General features: G+C 39.6%; 17 protein-coding genes and 3 pseudogenes. 8 read left to right on the top strand and 12 right to left on the bottom strand.

Annotated elements, in window-relative coordinates:
* Window positions 1-107 precede the first annotated feature (107 nt).
* A complete protein-coding gene (locus MKX82_RS08855; protein ID WP_341076501.1) occupies window positions 108-764 on the bottom strand; it encodes a YneB family resolvase-like protein in 657 nt (218 codons plus the stop codon).
* A gap of 104 nt (window positions 765-868) precedes the next feature.
* Window positions 869-1,183, bottom strand: a complete 315-nt coding sequence (gene yneA / locus MKX82_RS08850; protein ID WP_233314067.1) for a cell division suppressor protein YneA — start codon at window positions 1,181-1,183, stop codon at window positions 869-871.
* Window positions 1,184-1,339: 156 nt separating this feature from the next.
* On the opposite strand from yneA, the gene lexA reads away from it, so the two are divergent.
* Together lexA and MKX82_RS08840 are read left to right on the top strand one after the other, a co-directional pair.
* Window positions 1,340-1,960, top strand: coding sequence for a transcriptional repressor LexA (gene lexA / locus MKX82_RS08845; protein ID WP_233314068.1), 621 nt, complete (start codon window positions 1,340-1,342; stop codon window positions 1,958-1,960).
* 101 nt (window positions 1,961-2,061) lie between these two features.
* On the top strand, window positions 2,062-2,223 hold the full coding sequence (locus tag MKX82_RS08840) for a hypothetical protein (RefSeq protein ID WP_237941305.1): 162 nt from the start codon (window positions 2,062-2,064) through the stop codon (window positions 2,221-2,223).
* Between the two features lie 165 nt (window positions 2,224-2,388).
* Here the strand turns inward: MKX82_RS08840 and MKX82_RS08835 are convergent, their stop codons facing one another.
* The 4 genes and pseudogenes from MKX82_RS08835 to MKX82_RS08820 all read right to left on the bottom strand — a co-directional run bounded on the left by MKX82_RS08835 (window position 2,389) and on the right by MKX82_RS08820 (window position 4,395).
* A complete protein-coding gene (locus MKX82_RS08835) occupies window positions 2,389-3,162 on the bottom strand; it encodes a nucleotidyltransferase domain-containing protein (RefSeq protein WP_341076494.1) in 774 nt (257 codons plus the stop codon).
* Complete coding sequence (locus tag MKX82_RS08830; RefSeq protein WP_237942282.1) at window positions 3,159-3,635, bottom strand: YbaK/EbsC family protein; 477 nt, start codon at window positions 3,633-3,635, stop codon at window positions 3,159-3,161. Before MKX82_RS08830 ends, MKX82_RS08835 begins: the two co-directional genes overlap by 4 nt.
* 126 nt (window positions 3,636-3,761) lie before the next feature.
* A pseudogene (locus tag MKX82_RS08825) lies at window positions 3,762-4,210 on the bottom strand (cell wall hydrolase).
* Between the two features lie 59 nt (window positions 4,211-4,269).
* On the bottom strand, window positions 4,270-4,395 hold the full coding sequence (locus tag MKX82_RS08820; protein WP_267913293.1) for a hypothetical protein: 126 nt from the start codon (window positions 4,393-4,395) through the stop codon (window positions 4,270-4,272).
* A gap of 205 nt (window positions 4,396-4,600) precedes the next feature.
* Between MKX82_RS08820 and MKX82_RS08815 the strand changes: the two genes are divergently transcribed.
* The 3 genes from MKX82_RS08815 to MKX82_RS08805 all read left to right on the top strand — a co-directional run bounded on the left by MKX82_RS08815 (window position 4,601) and on the right by MKX82_RS08805 (window position 6,184).
* Complete coding sequence (locus MKX82_RS08815) at window positions 4,601-5,182, top strand: CBO0543 family protein (RefSeq protein ID WP_237941303.1); 582 nt, start codon at window positions 4,601-4,603, stop codon at window positions 5,180-5,182.
* 53 nt (window positions 5,183-5,235) lie between these two features.
* Window positions 5,236-5,394 carry a DUF4021 domain-containing protein gene (locus MKX82_RS08810; RefSeq protein ID WP_341076486.1) on the top strand — a complete coding sequence of 53 codons (159 nt, stop codon included), beginning with the start codon at window positions 5,236-5,238 and terminating at the stop codon, window positions 5,392-5,394.
* A gap of 157 nt (window positions 5,395-5,551) precedes the next feature.
* A complete protein-coding gene (locus MKX82_RS08805; protein WP_233314074.1) occupies window positions 5,552-6,184 on the top strand; it encodes a histidine phosphatase family protein in 633 nt (210 codons plus the stop codon).
* A gap of 37 nt (window positions 6,185-6,221) precedes the next feature.
* Here MKX82_RS08805 and MKX82_RS08800 read toward each other — a convergent pair whose 3' ends face one another.
* On the bottom strand, window positions 6,222-6,842 hold the full coding sequence (locus tag MKX82_RS08800) for an NUDIX hydrolase (RefSeq protein WP_233314075.1): 621 nt from the start codon (window positions 6,840-6,842) through the stop codon (window positions 6,222-6,224).
* Between the two features lie 107 nt (window positions 6,843-6,949).
* Here MKX82_RS08800 and lepB point away from each other — a divergent pair, with 107 nt between their 5' ends.
* On the top strand, window positions 6,950-7,492 hold the full coding sequence (gene lepB / locus MKX82_RS08795) for a signal peptidase I (RefSeq protein WP_341076483.1): 543 nt from the start codon (window positions 6,950-6,952) through the stop codon (window positions 7,490-7,492).
* Between the two features lie 13 nt (window positions 7,493-7,505).
* Here the strand turns inward: lepB and MKX82_RS08790 are convergent, their stop codons facing one another.
* From MKX82_RS08790 to MKX82_RS08780, 3 genes are read right to left on the bottom strand one after another with little or no spacing between them, the layout of a single operon-like run.
* On the bottom strand, window positions 7,506-7,982 hold the full coding sequence (locus tag MKX82_RS08790) for a (2Fe-2S)-binding protein (protein ID WP_233314077.1): 477 nt from the start codon (window positions 7,980-7,982) through the stop codon (window positions 7,506-7,508).
* Window position 7,983: 1 nt separating this feature from the next.
* A complete protein-coding gene (locus tag MKX82_RS08785) occupies window positions 7,984-8,808 on the bottom strand; it encodes an FAD binding domain-containing protein (protein WP_341076482.1) in 825 nt (274 codons plus the stop codon).
* Complete coding sequence (locus tag MKX82_RS08780; protein ID WP_341076480.1) at window positions 8,798-11,128, bottom strand: xanthine dehydrogenase family protein molybdopterin-binding subunit; 2,331 nt, start codon at window positions 11,126-11,128, stop codon at window positions 8,798-8,800. The genes MKX82_RS08785 and MKX82_RS08780 overlap by 11 nt, the downstream gene beginning before the upstream one ends.
* 345 nt (window positions 11,129-11,473) lie before the next feature.
* Between MKX82_RS08780 and MKX82_RS08775 the strand changes: the two are divergent.
* Together MKX82_RS08775 and queF are read left to right on the top strand one after the other, a co-directional pair.
* Window positions 11,474-11,644: pseudogene (locus MKX82_RS08775) on the top strand (preQ(1) synthase); the annotation flags it as partial.
* Between the two features lie 264 nt (window positions 11,645-11,908).
* A pseudogene (queF, locus tag MKX82_RS08770) lies at window positions 11,909-12,238 on the top strand (preQ(1) synthase); the annotation flags it as partial.
* A gap of 51 nt (window positions 12,239-12,289) precedes the next feature.
* On the opposite strand, the gene MKX82_RS08765 reads toward queF, so the two are convergent.
* Together MKX82_RS08765 and MKX82_RS08760 are read right to left on the bottom strand one after the other, a co-directional pair.
* On the bottom strand, window positions 12,290-12,811 hold the full coding sequence (locus MKX82_RS08765; RefSeq protein WP_341076479.1) for a YfiT family bacillithiol transferase: 522 nt from the start codon (window positions 12,809-12,811) through the stop codon (window positions 12,290-12,292).
* A gap of 24 nt (window positions 12,812-12,835) precedes the next feature.
* Window positions 12,836-13,417, bottom strand: a complete 582-nt coding sequence (locus tag MKX82_RS08760) for an LOG family protein (protein ID WP_233314763.1) — start codon at window positions 13,415-13,417, stop codon at window positions 12,836-12,838.
* Window positions 13,418-13,423: the final 6 nt, after the last annotated feature.

Genomic DNA, 13,423 nt, shown 5'->3' with positions numbered 1-13,423 from the left:
TCCTTCTTCCATTACGGAAATCCCCGAAATATATATGGAAACATAGTTAAGTTATTTATGAAAAATTCATTATAACATAAAGAAGTGCAGCTTTACATTTATCAGCATTATTTGGCAGCGTCTTTGTTCTCATCCATAAACTCTTGATATCTTCTATGAATCGTCGCTTTCGAAAATTCATAGCCTAAACCACGAAGGGTAGACGCAATCTCTGCGAAGGTTAGTCCGTTCTTCTTCAACTTAACCACTTCTTCTACTGGAACTTCCAAGCGGCTTCTTCCTGAATGAACGCCTTGATTCCGCAGGTTTTCTGCTGGCTTATAGCCGTTTTCAATCGCTCTGTTCATACCTCTTTTAATCTTAATATTATGTATCTTTCTTTGGTATTCTTCCACAAGACTAACGATTTGCAGCACCATGGAGTCTGCATCAGATAAAACCAGCTCTCCTGCATGTGATATGCTGTAAAGCTTTACCTTTTCACGCAAGATGCAGTGCAGTATAGCAATCTTTGCATTCCCCCTCCCCAGTCTTGTCTCATCCTGTATCAAGACGGCTGCGATATTCTCTTCCTTTATGATTTCAAGCAGCTCTAGCAGGCCATCTCTTTCGAGGTCGAAACCGCTTGCCTGTTCTTTAATGATCTGACAGACACGAAAATTCTTTTCTTTGGCGAGCTGGAGGAGCTCTTCTTCCTGTCTTACTAAAGAGGTTGCCTGTTCCCCTTTGTCTGTAGATACTCTGCAATATATTACAACGTCCATTTTATAACCACCATTAACAAGTTTTTAATACACAGATGCCGCCTGCAATTTATAAGCAAGCGGCATCTGCAATCCATATTAACATAATATTGTTTATTACGGCTTTAGTCTGCAGCAAGCATTGTGTTCTGCTTTTCTAGCAGGACTGGAATAACCAGCTCTTCTCCTGTTTGAATCTGATTACTGGCAATGTCATTATGGTCTTCCACCCATTTGATAAACTGTTTTTTTGGCATGCTGTATAAACCCTCATATTGATCAGAAATCTCCCATAGGGAATCCCCTTTGCTAACCGTTACCTTTATGTATTTATCTGTATCTGCATGACTGGACTTTAATGCGATGATAAAGCATGTCACTAAGCTGAATATTATAAGTATGATAGAGTATGAATGTTTTCTCCAAATTTTTTCGACCATTGTAAATCACCCTTTATTTAGAATGTACGTTCGCTTATATTTGCATTTTAATACGAACAGATGTTTTGTGTCAACAAAAAAATCAGAACTTATGTTTGTATCGATATTTATTCCATGTTATACTAGCTGTAAGAAATAATAGTCGAGGTGCATACAATGCAAAAGCTATCTAAAAGACAACTAGATATATTGGAATACATAAAAGAAGAAGTCCGCCTCAAAGGCTATCCGCCATCCGTAAGAGAAATTGCGGAAGCTGTCGGACTTGCTTCAAGTTCAACTGTACACGGGCACTTGGCAAGATTGGAAAGCAAAGGCCTAATCAGAAGAGACCCTACAAAGCCACGCGCAATTGAAATACTAGATTTGGAAGAAAACAATATACCAAAATACAACATTATCAATGTTCCTGTTGTCGGTAAGGTAACTGCAGGTTTACCAATCACAGCGATTGAGAATGTAGAAGAGTATTTTCCTCTTCCTGAAAGACTTGCTCCAAGTGATGAACAAGTATTTATGTTGGAAATTATGGGAGAAAGTATGATTGAAGCAGGGATACTTGACGGTGACTATGTAATTGTAAGACAACAGAATTCCGCTAATAACGGAGAAATTGTTGTTGCAATGACAGAAGATGACGAGGCGACAGTCAAGCGCTTCTTTAAAGAAAAGGATTCGATTCGTCTTCAGCCGGAAAACTCTACGATGGAGCCAATTGTCCTTCGTCATGTAAGCATCCTTGGAAAAGTTATTGGCGTATACCGCCATATCCAATAAAAAGAGATGTCGTCCTTAGTGGTCGACATCTCTTTTTATTGGATATGTTCCCGCTGATTAGTGTTTACTCTCTGTAAATGGGGGTAAATTTCTACTATCAAATGATAAAAGGTGATGTAATGCATGATTTAGAGATTAGGATGTTCGTTAAAGAGCTGCAGCATTTGAACCGCGAATATCTTGTCTGTAATAACCCCACAGTCAAAAAGCTGATACTGTCCGATATCCTCTTGTTGATTTCTGTCCTGCCTGCTGTTATATAAACTAGTCTAAAGTGACTGTTAAGACCCTCAATCTTTTTTCCATAGTGTGTTAAAAGGCTGTAAAAATAGAGCTGCCTGTAATACTGAGCCTTGTTTAGCAGGCACAAGGATATTATTTGGGAGACTATTTCTAATTACTAATTTATGAATAGTCTCCTTTAATTTTTATTGATGCCAATCATGGATGTTGAGTATTTTTCGAAAGAAGCTGTCCAGTGTTAAAGTGATTTCTCTTTCATTGTAGATGCTTACAGGCATTGTATCTGCTGTTAATTGAAGAAGCTTTAATTCTTCTGCTATAAAATGATTAAGAATGGGATAAATAACTTCTTGCTTATCTCCACTGGCTTTCTTATTAATCAGCTTAGTGATTTCAGAATGAAGTACGCCATTGTCGTTAACCTCAAAGAGCAGTTGCTGGATATCATTTGGAGGCATTTCTTTATTTCTGTCAATCCACTTGCATGCAAGAATTGATTTCAAGCAATAATAATAAAGCTTTATTGTCCCCGGCTTTTGTTCAAGGTCTTTCCAGTTATTCTTTGCGAGCCGGAGATAATGATAAAAGGCTGTTTTTGTATTAAATGCCTTTTTGTATAGATCCAGCAGCTCGCTTTCAAATTGATTATCTCTTATATACACGATATCCGATTGAAGCCACTCAGCAAGTGATATATTTGATTTGCGCAAAAGTCTTAAAGTTTTAGCCAGCTCCCAGCCGCTTATATCCAAATTTCCAGTCTTATCTTCCAGACTGTCCCTTTTTTTGTCTAATGATAAGTACCATTCCTTCTTGTGCATATAGATAAACCGAACATCATAATCGCTGTCAGAAGAAAATGAACCCTGTGTTCTGCTGCCAGCTTCCACGGCGTACAAAATTTTAATAGCATGCTCTTGTTCGAGCTCTTTCAGCTTGTTCATTATTGTCTCTCTCATTCTTCTCTCCAACCTTTGCAGACATCTACCCAGCCTTTCCCGTTTCCATACAGGAACAACTCATCACATGTCAGTTCAATTGCCGAATTGCTGCTGCCACACGCAGGGAATACGGAAGAGAAACGCTGTAATGATTCATCTAAGTAAACGTCCATGTTTGTTGTCAGTCCAAACGGACAGACACCGCCAATCATATGGCCTGTTTTTTGGAACACTTCATCAGCTGTGAGCATGCGAGGTTTTTCTAAAAAAGCAGCCTTGAATTTTTTATTATCAATTTTAGCGTCACCTGCAGCTACAATAAGCACACCCTCTTCTCCTTTTCGAAAGGAAAGTGTTTTAGCAATTCTGGCAGGCTCTACATTTAAAGTATCTGCTGCCTCTTGCACGGTTGCGCTTGATGTTTGAAATTCCATGATTTCCTTTTCTTTCTCCCACTTTGCAAAGTGTGTTACAACATTCTCTAATGACATATAAATCCCCCAAAGTTTTTTCATTTATCAATAAATTCAAATATACCATTCTGTGCCCCTTTTTTTCAAACGTCAAACTTCTATACAAAAAAAGCGCAGCCAGCAATTGGCTCCGCTCATTCTATTTCAAACAAAAGTATTGTAGATATTTTCGCATTCTTCTGCAGTTGGTTCATAAAAACAATGGAGCTTAAATCTCCCCACATGAGGCTGATTATACCATGTTGCAGGGCAATATCCTGAAGGGCGGAAATACCAAAGACTGAATTTAGCCGGCCAAATTCGTTCGCCATTTATTGCTCTTCTTGCTAACCTTCGTTCAATTTCTCTTGGCCGCTGATAAAAATATCCCTTAGTTGTTGCTTCAAAGGCATGGGGATTGATACACCATTTCTGGAATGGTGCGAAGGCCTTTAAAAACGGAACAGTTAGCTCTCAATCTATTGATGCCAACATTGCCAACCATCAGCATACCTTGTTCCCCTTCCCCTTCTGCTTTTTGCCCTGAGAAGTCTTGCAAGCAAATCAATATCTGCAGATGTCGAATAATGACACCCATGACTCTCACCTCCTATATTCCATCCTATTAGCAGGTGACTTATCTCATTACAGACTAGAGATATCAGTGCTTAGTCTATAAACCAAGCACTTCCTTAAAATCTTTAAAACCGATTACGTAGCTGAGAATAACAATGGAGCCCATAAACATTAGAAAAAATGCACCTTGCAGATAAGTCTTCATCTGTTTTCCAAGTTTCATTTCGTTCACTCCCTTTTTGCATATCTTTTCCAATGACATATTCTTATATGCAGTAAAAAGGTTTTTCCCAATTGGAATCATAATTTACAGAGGTAAGAGCAATAATAAAAAAATATTCACGCTGTAAATTGGCTTAACACGCCTAATTTAATTTTCCTGGTAACTGATAAGCTGGCTTACTAAACTATATGAGTGGTGAGTGAACATGATATTCCTTATTCATGACATGCCGACACATACAGAGATTAATGAGGCGAAAAAAAATCTCGCCGATATGACATTAAACCATTGGCTTCACCATGATCTATTTTCTATTCAGTGGTGGATACTTGTTTGTGCCACCATACTTCCCTATTTTATTTGGTGGAAATTAGTGAATAAAAACCGTTTTTACGAGATTTTCACATATGGGCTTTTATGCGGGTGCTTTTCTATTGTCTTAGATATTATTGGGACTGAAATGATGCTTTGGAGCTATCCGGACAAGCTACTCCCATGGATACCGCCATTAATACCAGCGGATCTTGTGATGATTCCTATTACTGCTATGCTTGTATATCAGTATACAAATAAATGGAAAACGTTTATTGCGGGTACCATCATTTGGGCTGTCTTGTTTTCATACATATTTGAACCGTTATTTGTTGCTTGGAAAATGTTTATGCTTGGACCTGTCTGGAAACATAGCTATTCTTTTTTCGGCTTTATCTTCCTCGGCATATTTTTACGACTATTATTTTTAGGGATAAAAAAGGAGCTAATCCAGAGCTTAAAAGACAGCACATAGCGAGTGCATATAAATGATAAAAAGCTGGCATCCTACAATCGAGGTGATTTGTTTTGGAAAACAACAATAACAGCCAAAATGAAGATTTAAAACAAAAACTGGCGAGACAGCAAGCAGAATTAGGCGTTGATATGGATGAGCAAGAAATAAATGGCTTATGGGGTATGCTGGAAACAAAAGAAGAGGATATGCTTCATAAAAAAGACAAATAAGACCTGTCAAAAACAAGAGTTCTATCTCCATTTTTTATAGAACTCTTGTTTTTTTGCTGCAAATATTTCGGTAATGGAAGGTATTCTGCTCTGATATAAAGAATATATGAACAGTAAGATTATGTTTGAAATATAATGATAGGAGAATACATACTAAATGACTAAATTAACTCTGTACTTCGTACGTCACGGAGAAACACAATACAATATCGAAAAAAGAATGCAAGGGTTTTGTGATTCCCCTTTAACCGACAAAGGTATACAGCAGGCGAAAGCAGTAGGTGCCGGTCTTGCTTCCATTGATTTTAAAGCGGTCTATGCAAGTGAAAGCCAGCGAGTGCTTGACACAGCTAAATTTGCATTAGGTGAAAGAGAGCTTTCTGTATCAACAGATGCACGTCTGAAGGAAATGAATTTCGGTGTTCTCGAATCATTGTTAGAGGAAGAGATCATTTCAGAGCACGGCAATATATTAGAGAGAATATTCTCTATGTCTGATATTGACTTCAGAGTACCAAAAGGAGAATCATTTACCGATTTATTAACAAGAACAAAAGCCGCGGTAGAAGAAATCATTGCAAAACATAAGGACACAGGCGGTAACATCCTGCTATTTTCTCATGGTGTGACAATTGGTTACTTTATCATGTCTGTTGCAAAATTAGAAACCTTCCCACATCATGATAATTGCTGTGTGTCTGTAGTTTCCTATGAAAATGGGAAGTTTACAGTGGAACATACTGCAGATCCTTCCTTCCGTGATAAAGGTAGAGAAATGCTGCAATCTTAACAATTCTTCCCTTTAGGTCAGCTTGTAAGCTGACCTTTTATTTGTGTAAATACCCCTTAAGCAATGCTGCAATTTCCTTAAAATAAGAATCTTGATGGGGAACAAACTTGTCTTTCCCTATTTTTAAACTCTCCTTGCTTTTAGTTGCTCCAGCTTGCCAAGGGTAAATTTCCATTTCTGCTCTTGTACCTGTACAAAAATTATAAAAGCATTCAAACTCGGTTATTACCATTTCTGAAACTTCCTCTTCTTGTAAATGGAAAGAAATATTATCATTCACGAAATATACATAAATATGACTAAATTCATTATCTGTTAATCGGTCTGTATGAATGATATTCTTGACAATTCCGAGCTTATGTAACTGATCCTTATTTACACTAAAAAAGCCTAATTCCTCTTGAAGCTCGCGCACTCCATTTGCCGGGCTTTCTGTTGCTAATAAATGTCCAGCAGCTGTAATATCATAAAGATTAGGATAATCCTTTTTGCTTTTGCTTCTCTTTTGCAGAAATACATAATGTTTGCTGTTGATTTTCGTCATCAGCCAGAAATGAACCGTTTCATGCCAAAGTCCTTGCGTATGAATATCTGTTCTTGTTGCTACCCCCTTTGCTGCATAGTTCTCGTCAAATACTTTCAACCATTCTTCTGTCATAACACGCTCGTCCAATCTTTATTGTAATCATTACTCTTTATCATATCATTGATTTCCAATTCTTTTCTAGTTAGAATATATATATAACAAATATTAGGAGAATATAGATGAAAAAACGATGGCAGCAAGAACTCTATTCTTTGCTAAAGTGCTTTGTTTTTGCCTTTATTATTGTAGTAATTTGCAGGAACTTACTGTTTAGTCCAAGTGTAGTTCATGGTGAAAGCATGTCTCCGACTTTCGAGGACGGCAATAAAGTTATCTTGAGCAAAATCAGTGATATTGAGCATTTTGATATGATAGTATTTCATGCACCTGACCAGGATGCAAATTACATCAAAAGGGTTATCGGCCTTCCAGGAGACACGGTGTCAATGAAAGACGACGTTTTATACATTAACGGCAAGGCATACACAGAATCCTATTTAAAGGAAAATAAGCTAGGAGCAACCACAGCAAAGCTGACTGGCGACTTTACACTTGAAGAGGAAACTGGTGAGAAAACTGTTCCGAGCAACAGTCTGTTTGTGCTCGGAGATAACCGGCTTAAAAGTAAAGACAGCAGAGATTTCGGCTTTATAAGTGACAAATCTGTTATTGGCAAGGTTGTTTTGCGCATATATCCGCTAAATGAGATCGGACTTCCATAAAAATAAGGGAGGGCTACTGCCCTCCCCTTGTTATGTTCATCGCTTGAATAACTGCCTGCTCTATTTCCTCGTAGCTCGTACAACGGCAAATATTGGATGACAGCCATTCACGTATCTGCTCTTTTGAAGGATCAGGCACAAGTGTCAGGGCATGGGCATTCATAATAAACCCTGTGGTGCAATAACCGCATTGAAAGGCGAATTGCTCCATAAAGGTTTTTTGGATAGGAGCTTCATGCAGACCCTCTACTGTTACAACTTCCTTGCCGATTGCTTCAACTCCAAGCATAAGACATGATTTCATAGGCTCATTGTCGACAAGCATCGTACATGCACCACAATCACCATTTAAACAGCCTGGTTTGCTGCCTGTTAAATGAAGCTCCTCTCTGATCACCATCAAAAGTGTTTTATTTGGAACAATAGCGACCTGTTTTTCCTCCCCATTAACAAACAGCTTTATTAATGTTTTTTTTGCTGGTATATGCATGCTACATCCTCTCCAAGCTTTGTAAGATTTCCTCGAGCAGATTTCTAAGCACAAATAACCGGTATTCACGAGAACCTTCCACATCATCGAGAATTTCGCCTGGCACAGTTTGAATTGCTTTATTTATTTTTTGCTCAGCACTTAATTCTGCTTCATTTAGTGCAGCCTCCATTTCATTTGAACGAAATGGAAATGCACATAATCCACTGAAAGCAACCCGTATTTTTTGGTCGACCTTTAATGCTGCAGCTGTAATCAGCGGATAACCAGTTTCCCATTGCTGTCGTTTCTTTCTAGTATAAAACGGCTGCCTTCGATACTTTTCTTCCACAAAGGCTTGGACAAAGACTTCCCCTTCCTCTAATAGCATTTTCTGCTTAAATTTTGCCGAAATATATTCCATCCTAATGTCCCGCTCTTTTGCTGTTACAATCAGACTGTCTGCTAAAAGAAGGGGAAGTACAGCTTCCCGATAAAAGATATTGCCGCAAATATTGCCGCCGAGCGTAATTTTATTGCGTGCTGTTCTGTCTGCAACCTCTTTGCTGACCTCTGTCAGCAGAGGGAAAAGGTTTTTGTTCTGAATTTCTGTCAGTGTCACTGCCGCCCCAATCGCAACATAGCCTTCCACTATATCATGGATGTTGACAGCATCTATAGCTTTAATATCTATCGCTGTGTCAAGTGTTATCTCATGCAGGCGCTGCATCGTTATTATTTCTGTGCCGCCCCCAAAAAACAGCGGAATTCCTCCTTCCTTCCGCCTTTCTGTGAAATATTCCGTCGCCTCCAGCAATCGCTCTGGTCTGAAATAATCAAAGATCATTTTTGGCAGTCTCCCTTTTTGTTCTCCAAATTTCCTCAGGAATGAGCGGAAGTCTAACTAGCTCTACTCCTGCAGCCAATGACAGCGCATTAGCTAAAGCTGCAGGAATGCCAATAAGTCCATGCTCGCCTGCTCCCCTTGCTCCAAATGGTGCTTCTAAATGAGGAGTTTTGACAAAGTCAGCGATATATTCTGGATGTTCACCAAACCGGATGGGCCGATATGTCCGCAATTGGGGATTAAGAATCCTGCCGTTTTTGTCAAAATAAAATGCCTCTCTGGCCGCCCATGACAGCCCCATACTCATGGCTCCCTTTACTTGGCCGACTGCGGCCTTGAAATTTAGAACTTCACCAATATCCATTACAGTTACAGCCTTGCGAATTCGATATGTACACTCTCTCGTATTAAAATCCACTTCGACTCCATGAGCTGCAACTGCCCATTCAGGGCCCGGGTTTCCTGCCCCAGTCTCTGGATCTAAATTTGTTAAGCCTCTCAAAATATATTTTCCTCTTGCTACAATTTGCCCGCCGATTGCATTGCCATTCGGATAAACATAACCGTACACAATATCTTTGAAGTCCAAGAAGGAATCAGGATTATCTCGCAGATACACTTTTTTATAACCGACCTCGAGATCATCTGCAGGCACACGCATTACTGTTGCAGCAATGGATTTCAACTGTTGAATAGCATCATTTGCAGCAGCTAGCACTGCTCTGCCTGCCATCAATGTTCCTCTGCTTGCCACTGTCTTCCAATGCTCTGGTTCTGTTTGTGTATCAATTGTCATTCGCACATATATATCATTTATATCCATCTTCATCACTTCTGCCAGTATTTGTGCCAGCACCGTTTTCGTGCCTGTGCCAATCTCTACTATACCTGACATAAGGTTAATGCTGCCGTCAGAGTTAAAGGTAAGCACAACACCTGATGCTGCATCAGGACCAATAGTGGAGTTTTTCCAGCTGCAGCTGATTCCTTTTACTCTAAGCACATGCTCCCCTATTCGTTCAACCTGCCCCTTTTCCCAGCCAATCAATGGTCTCAAGCGACTAATACATGCTTCCACATTGCCGACAGTACTTCTGTTTAACACCACTCTTGTTGGCGTTTGATCTCCTGGGCGAATCGCATTAATCTGCCTGAACATCAGTGGGTCCATCTTCAGCTTTTTCGCCAGTAATTCCATTCCCCGCTCGAAGGCAAAATGAACCTCACCATGTGAAAAACCGCGAAATGGTGCTGCATATGGATGGTTTGTGTACACACATAAGCTGTCACAAAATATATTGTCTATTTTATACGGCCCAGTGCAGTCAACTGCCCCTGCCGTTGTCAAATGAGGAGATTTATCTCCGTAAGCTCCGCCATCAAAAATATATTCAAGCTCGGCCGCTTGCAGCTTCCCGTCTGCAGAACAGCCAAGTTTTACTTTTGCTTCTAAACCGATATGAACAGGGGATACAAGAAAATCATCTTCTCTTGTATTAACTAACTTAACGAGCCTGCCACCAACTGCTTTGCTTGCAAGATAAGCAAATATTTCAAGCTGCACCGAGGCCTTGCCCCCATAGCCGCCCCCGACAAATGGAGTTTGCACAACAATTTTTCCTGTTGGGATATGAAAGTCTCTGCTGAGGATTTTTTTGACCATATACGGTGCCTGGGAACTCGTCATAATCCGTACGTCTCCGTCAGGCATAATTTCACAAGTGGCGCTTCTTGTTTCCATCGCACTATGGTCTGAAATTGGGATAGAAAAAGACGCTTCCACTATTTCACTACAATCGGCCCAGCCTTTTTCTATATTGCCTTTGCGGATTTTCGTTTTATTAATGATATTTGTCCCTGTAATTGGATATATTCCTGGATCTTTATCGTATTTATCTATGCCCTCATGAATGAGCGGAGCATCTGCTTGAATGGCTGTGAGCGGCGAATTTACGACTGTAAGCGGCTCATACTTAATATCAAGCAGCACCTCAGCATTATTTGCTGCGTCATACGAATCAGCAACAATTAGGGCAACCACTTCACCAGCGTAACGAACCTTGCTGTACGCAAGCGGCGGCCTGTCTCGGACTTCCTCTCCGACATAAGGCAAGCCTTTTCCCAAGACTATTGCACGCACTCCTTTTTGCTGCAGCGCTTTCGTTTCATCTATTTTTAATATATTGGCATGTGCATATTTACTTTTGACAAGCTTTACGAACAACGCTTCTCCTGTTGTTGTATCAGCAGTATAGTGGGCATAACCGGTGACTTTGCTTTTCGATTCCTTACGCAATACGCTCTTTCCAATTATATGCAAGTATTTTATACCTCCTTTAAGAAAAGGCAGTAATTTGTACGTCTCTACCCATCTAGTCACTAATGTATATGAACAATTTACTGAAAAAATTAATAAAATGGAGTTTGATTTTGCTTCATGCAGTGTTTCGGCAGTTATATTGACGTTATTGTGATTTTGCTATAATATATGGCTGTACATGATAATCCAAGAGGTTCATAGCAGATACCCTCTATAAAAAACTATGGATACAGGTGAGCTTGCCATGTCCATAAGGATGTGGCTTTTATTTTGCTTAAAAAACCGGCCATATCTATAGATTGCTATTCTCGAGTGTAACGCATAAATGAAATGGAGAGATGAAAAATGTCAGGCAGAAAACATGAAGAAGGTCTTGAGGATTTAACTTTACTTGGTAACCAAGGAACAACCTATCTTTACGAATACAATCCAGAAATATTAGAGTCTGTAGACAACTTGCATGTCAACAGAGATTATTTCGTTAAGTTCAACTGTCCAGAATTTACTAGCTTGTGTCAATAAGGGCACACTTCAGTGGAAACACTGTCGCTTAAACCTCGTGAACTCAGGGAAGGAAGGAAATTCTAATCCTGAGCCAAGCCTCTAAAAACTAGAGGAAGGTGCAGAGACTATCGAAACCATTCAAACAGGAATCGGGTAAAAGTACTGCTTGAAGAAGGAAGTAGAGTACATCCAATCAGGATGGAAGCGCGAGGATGCTTATATTCTACCGTAAGAATATATGTATATGATATAGTCCACCTGCGTTTTATCGCAGAGCCAATTACTGGACAACCGGATTTCGCTACAATGTATATCAGCTATATTCCGGACAAAAAAATCGTGGAAAGTAAATCATTGAAGCTGTATTTGTTCAGCTTCCGCAATCATGGTGACTTCCACGAAGACTGTGTTAATATTATTATGAACGATCTAATTAAATTATTAGATCCTAGATATATCGAAGTATGGGGCAAATTCACACCAAGAGGTGGATTGTCAATCGATCCATACTGCAATTACGGCAAGCCTGGCACGAAGTTTGAAGAAATGGCTACACACCGTCTTATGAACCACGATCTGTATCCAGAAAAAGTGGACAACAGATAAAAAAATATAGAAAGGATGCAAAAGCTCATGGCTTTTGCATCCTTTTTTCATTTACCAGCCTAGCCGCTTCTTTAGGCTTGTGATATGGGCAAGATGGTGCTTACCGTGCCATGCATAAATTCCGATATTTCTTTTTAATGTTACTTCGCCAGACTCTGGATGAAGAAAGGCTCTGTCTAACTGATCTTGTGATAAAGACCGAAGTAATTGTATTAACCGCAAATGCAAGGAAGCTAGTAATTGTAAGGAAACATCAACCGGCAAAAATGAATCAGGCGTTTCAGCCCATTTATCCTCGGCATACGGTTTAATGACCGGTCTAACTTCTGTTACAGCAAGCTTAAAGCGAGTATATGCGTTTAAATGACTGTCTGCAACATGATGGACAACTTGCCGTATTGTCCAGCCTCCTTCACGATACGGTGTATTTAATTGCTCATCAGTAAGGTCAATTACAGCTTGATGCAATTGTGTAGGCAACTGCTCGATATCATCAAGCCAGGAGGCAATCACATCTTCTGGGTATTCATCATTCCAAGTAAATTGTCCAATTGGATATCGTAAATCTGTCATTATTTCACCTCTTAACTGCTGAATTCAAGTTTGTTTTTCCGTAATATATGTCTTAATACTAGGGGGATTATATGTAAGAAACCTGTCAATTATTACAGCAGGGTCCTCTTCGACTATAGTGATACTTCTGTATTTCTCCTGCAGAAACTCCGCATCAGCCATATGGTTAATAAGCTTGACTAATGGATCATAATAATGATTCGTATTCAAAATGCCGCATGGTTTTTGGTGCAATCCAAGCTGTGCCCATGTGAAAATTTCAAAAAACTCCTCCATTGTTCCAGCACCGCCTGGCAATGTGATAAATCCATCCGCCAGCTCGGTCATTTTTGCTTTTCTTTCATGCATCGATTGCACAGTAATCAATTCGGTTAATCCTTTATGTGCAATTTCTCTGTTTTCAAGAAACTCAGGAAGCACGCCAATCACTGTACCTCCTGCTTCTAATACAGCGTCAGCAACACTGCCCATTAATCCGATGCTTGAACCTCCATAAACTAGCTCTATCTTTCTTTTGGCTAGCTCCATTCCTAATTCTTTTGCTGCTTGTACGTAAATAGGAGAACTGCCATTGCTTGAACCACAAAACACTGCTACTCTTTTCATCATAAA

Source organism: Niallia sp. FSL R7-0271 (genome assembly GCF_038005785.1).
Classification (GTDB): Bacteria; Bacillota; Bacilli; order Bacillales; family Cytobacillaceae; genus Niallia.
This window is presented reverse-complemented; position numbering and strand designations above follow the sequence as displayed.

What these genes read in the sequence shown, in the direction of transcription:
- yneA (WP_233314067.1), bottom strand. Translation starts at nt 1,183, where the DNA reads ATGGTCGAAAAAATTTGGAGAAAACATTCATACTCTATCATACTTATA.
- MKX82_RS08815 (WP_237941303.1), top strand. Translation starts at nt 4,601, where the DNA reads ATGATATTCCTTATTCATGACATGCCGACACATACAGAGATTAATGAG.
- MKX82_RS08790 (WP_233314077.1), bottom strand. Translation starts at nt 7,982, where the DNA reads ATGCATATACCAGCAAAAAAAACATTAATAAAGCTGTTTGTTAATGGG.
- MKX82_RS08805 (WP_233314074.1), top strand. Translation starts at nt 5,552, where the DNA reads ATGACTAAATTAACTCTGTACTTCGTACGTCACGGAGAAACACAATAC.
- lexA (WP_233314068.1), top strand. Translation starts at nt 1,340, where the DNA reads ATGCAAAAGCTATCTAAAAGACAACTAGATATATTGGAATACATAAAA.
- lepB (WP_341076483.1), top strand. Translation starts at nt 6,950, where the DNA reads ATGAAAAAACGATGGCAGCAAGAACTCTATTCTTTGCTAAAGTGCTTT.
- MKX82_RS08800 (WP_233314075.1), bottom strand. Translation starts at nt 6,842, where the DNA reads ATGACAGAAGAATGGTTGAAAGTATTTGACGAGAACTATGCAGCAAAG.
- MKX82_RS08835 (WP_341076494.1), bottom strand. Translation starts at nt 3,162, where the DNA reads ATGAGAGAGACAATAATGAACAAGCTGAAAGAGCTCGAACAAGAGCAT.
- MKX82_RS08820 (WP_267913293.1), bottom strand. Translation starts at nt 4,395, where the DNA reads ATGAAACTTGGAAAACAGATGAAGACTTATCTGCAAGGTGCATTTTTT.
- MKX82_RS08830 (WP_237942282.1), bottom strand. Translation starts at nt 3,635, where the DNA reads ATGTCATTAGAGAATGTTGTAACACACTTTGCAAAGTGGGAGAAAGAA.
- MKX82_RS08840 (WP_237941305.1), top strand. Translation starts at nt 2,062, where the DNA reads ATGATAAAAGGTGATGTAATGCATGATTTAGAGATTAGGATGTTCGTT.
- MKX82_RS08760 (WP_233314763.1), bottom strand. Translation starts at nt 13,417, where the DNA reads ATGAAAAGAGTAGCAGTGTTTTGTGGTTCAAGCAATGGCAGTTCTCCT.
- MKX82_RS08765 (WP_341076479.1), bottom strand. Translation starts at nt 12,811, where the DNA reads ATGACAGATTTACGATATCCAATTGGACAATTTACTTGGAATGATGAA.
- MKX82_RS08855 (WP_341076501.1), bottom strand. Translation starts at nt 764, where the DNA reads ATGGACGTTGTAATATATTGCAGAGTATCTACAGACAAAGGGGAACAG.
- MKX82_RS08785 (WP_341076482.1), bottom strand. Translation starts at nt 8,808, where the DNA reads ATGATCTTTGATTATTTCAGACCAGAGCGATTGCTGGAGGCGACGGAA.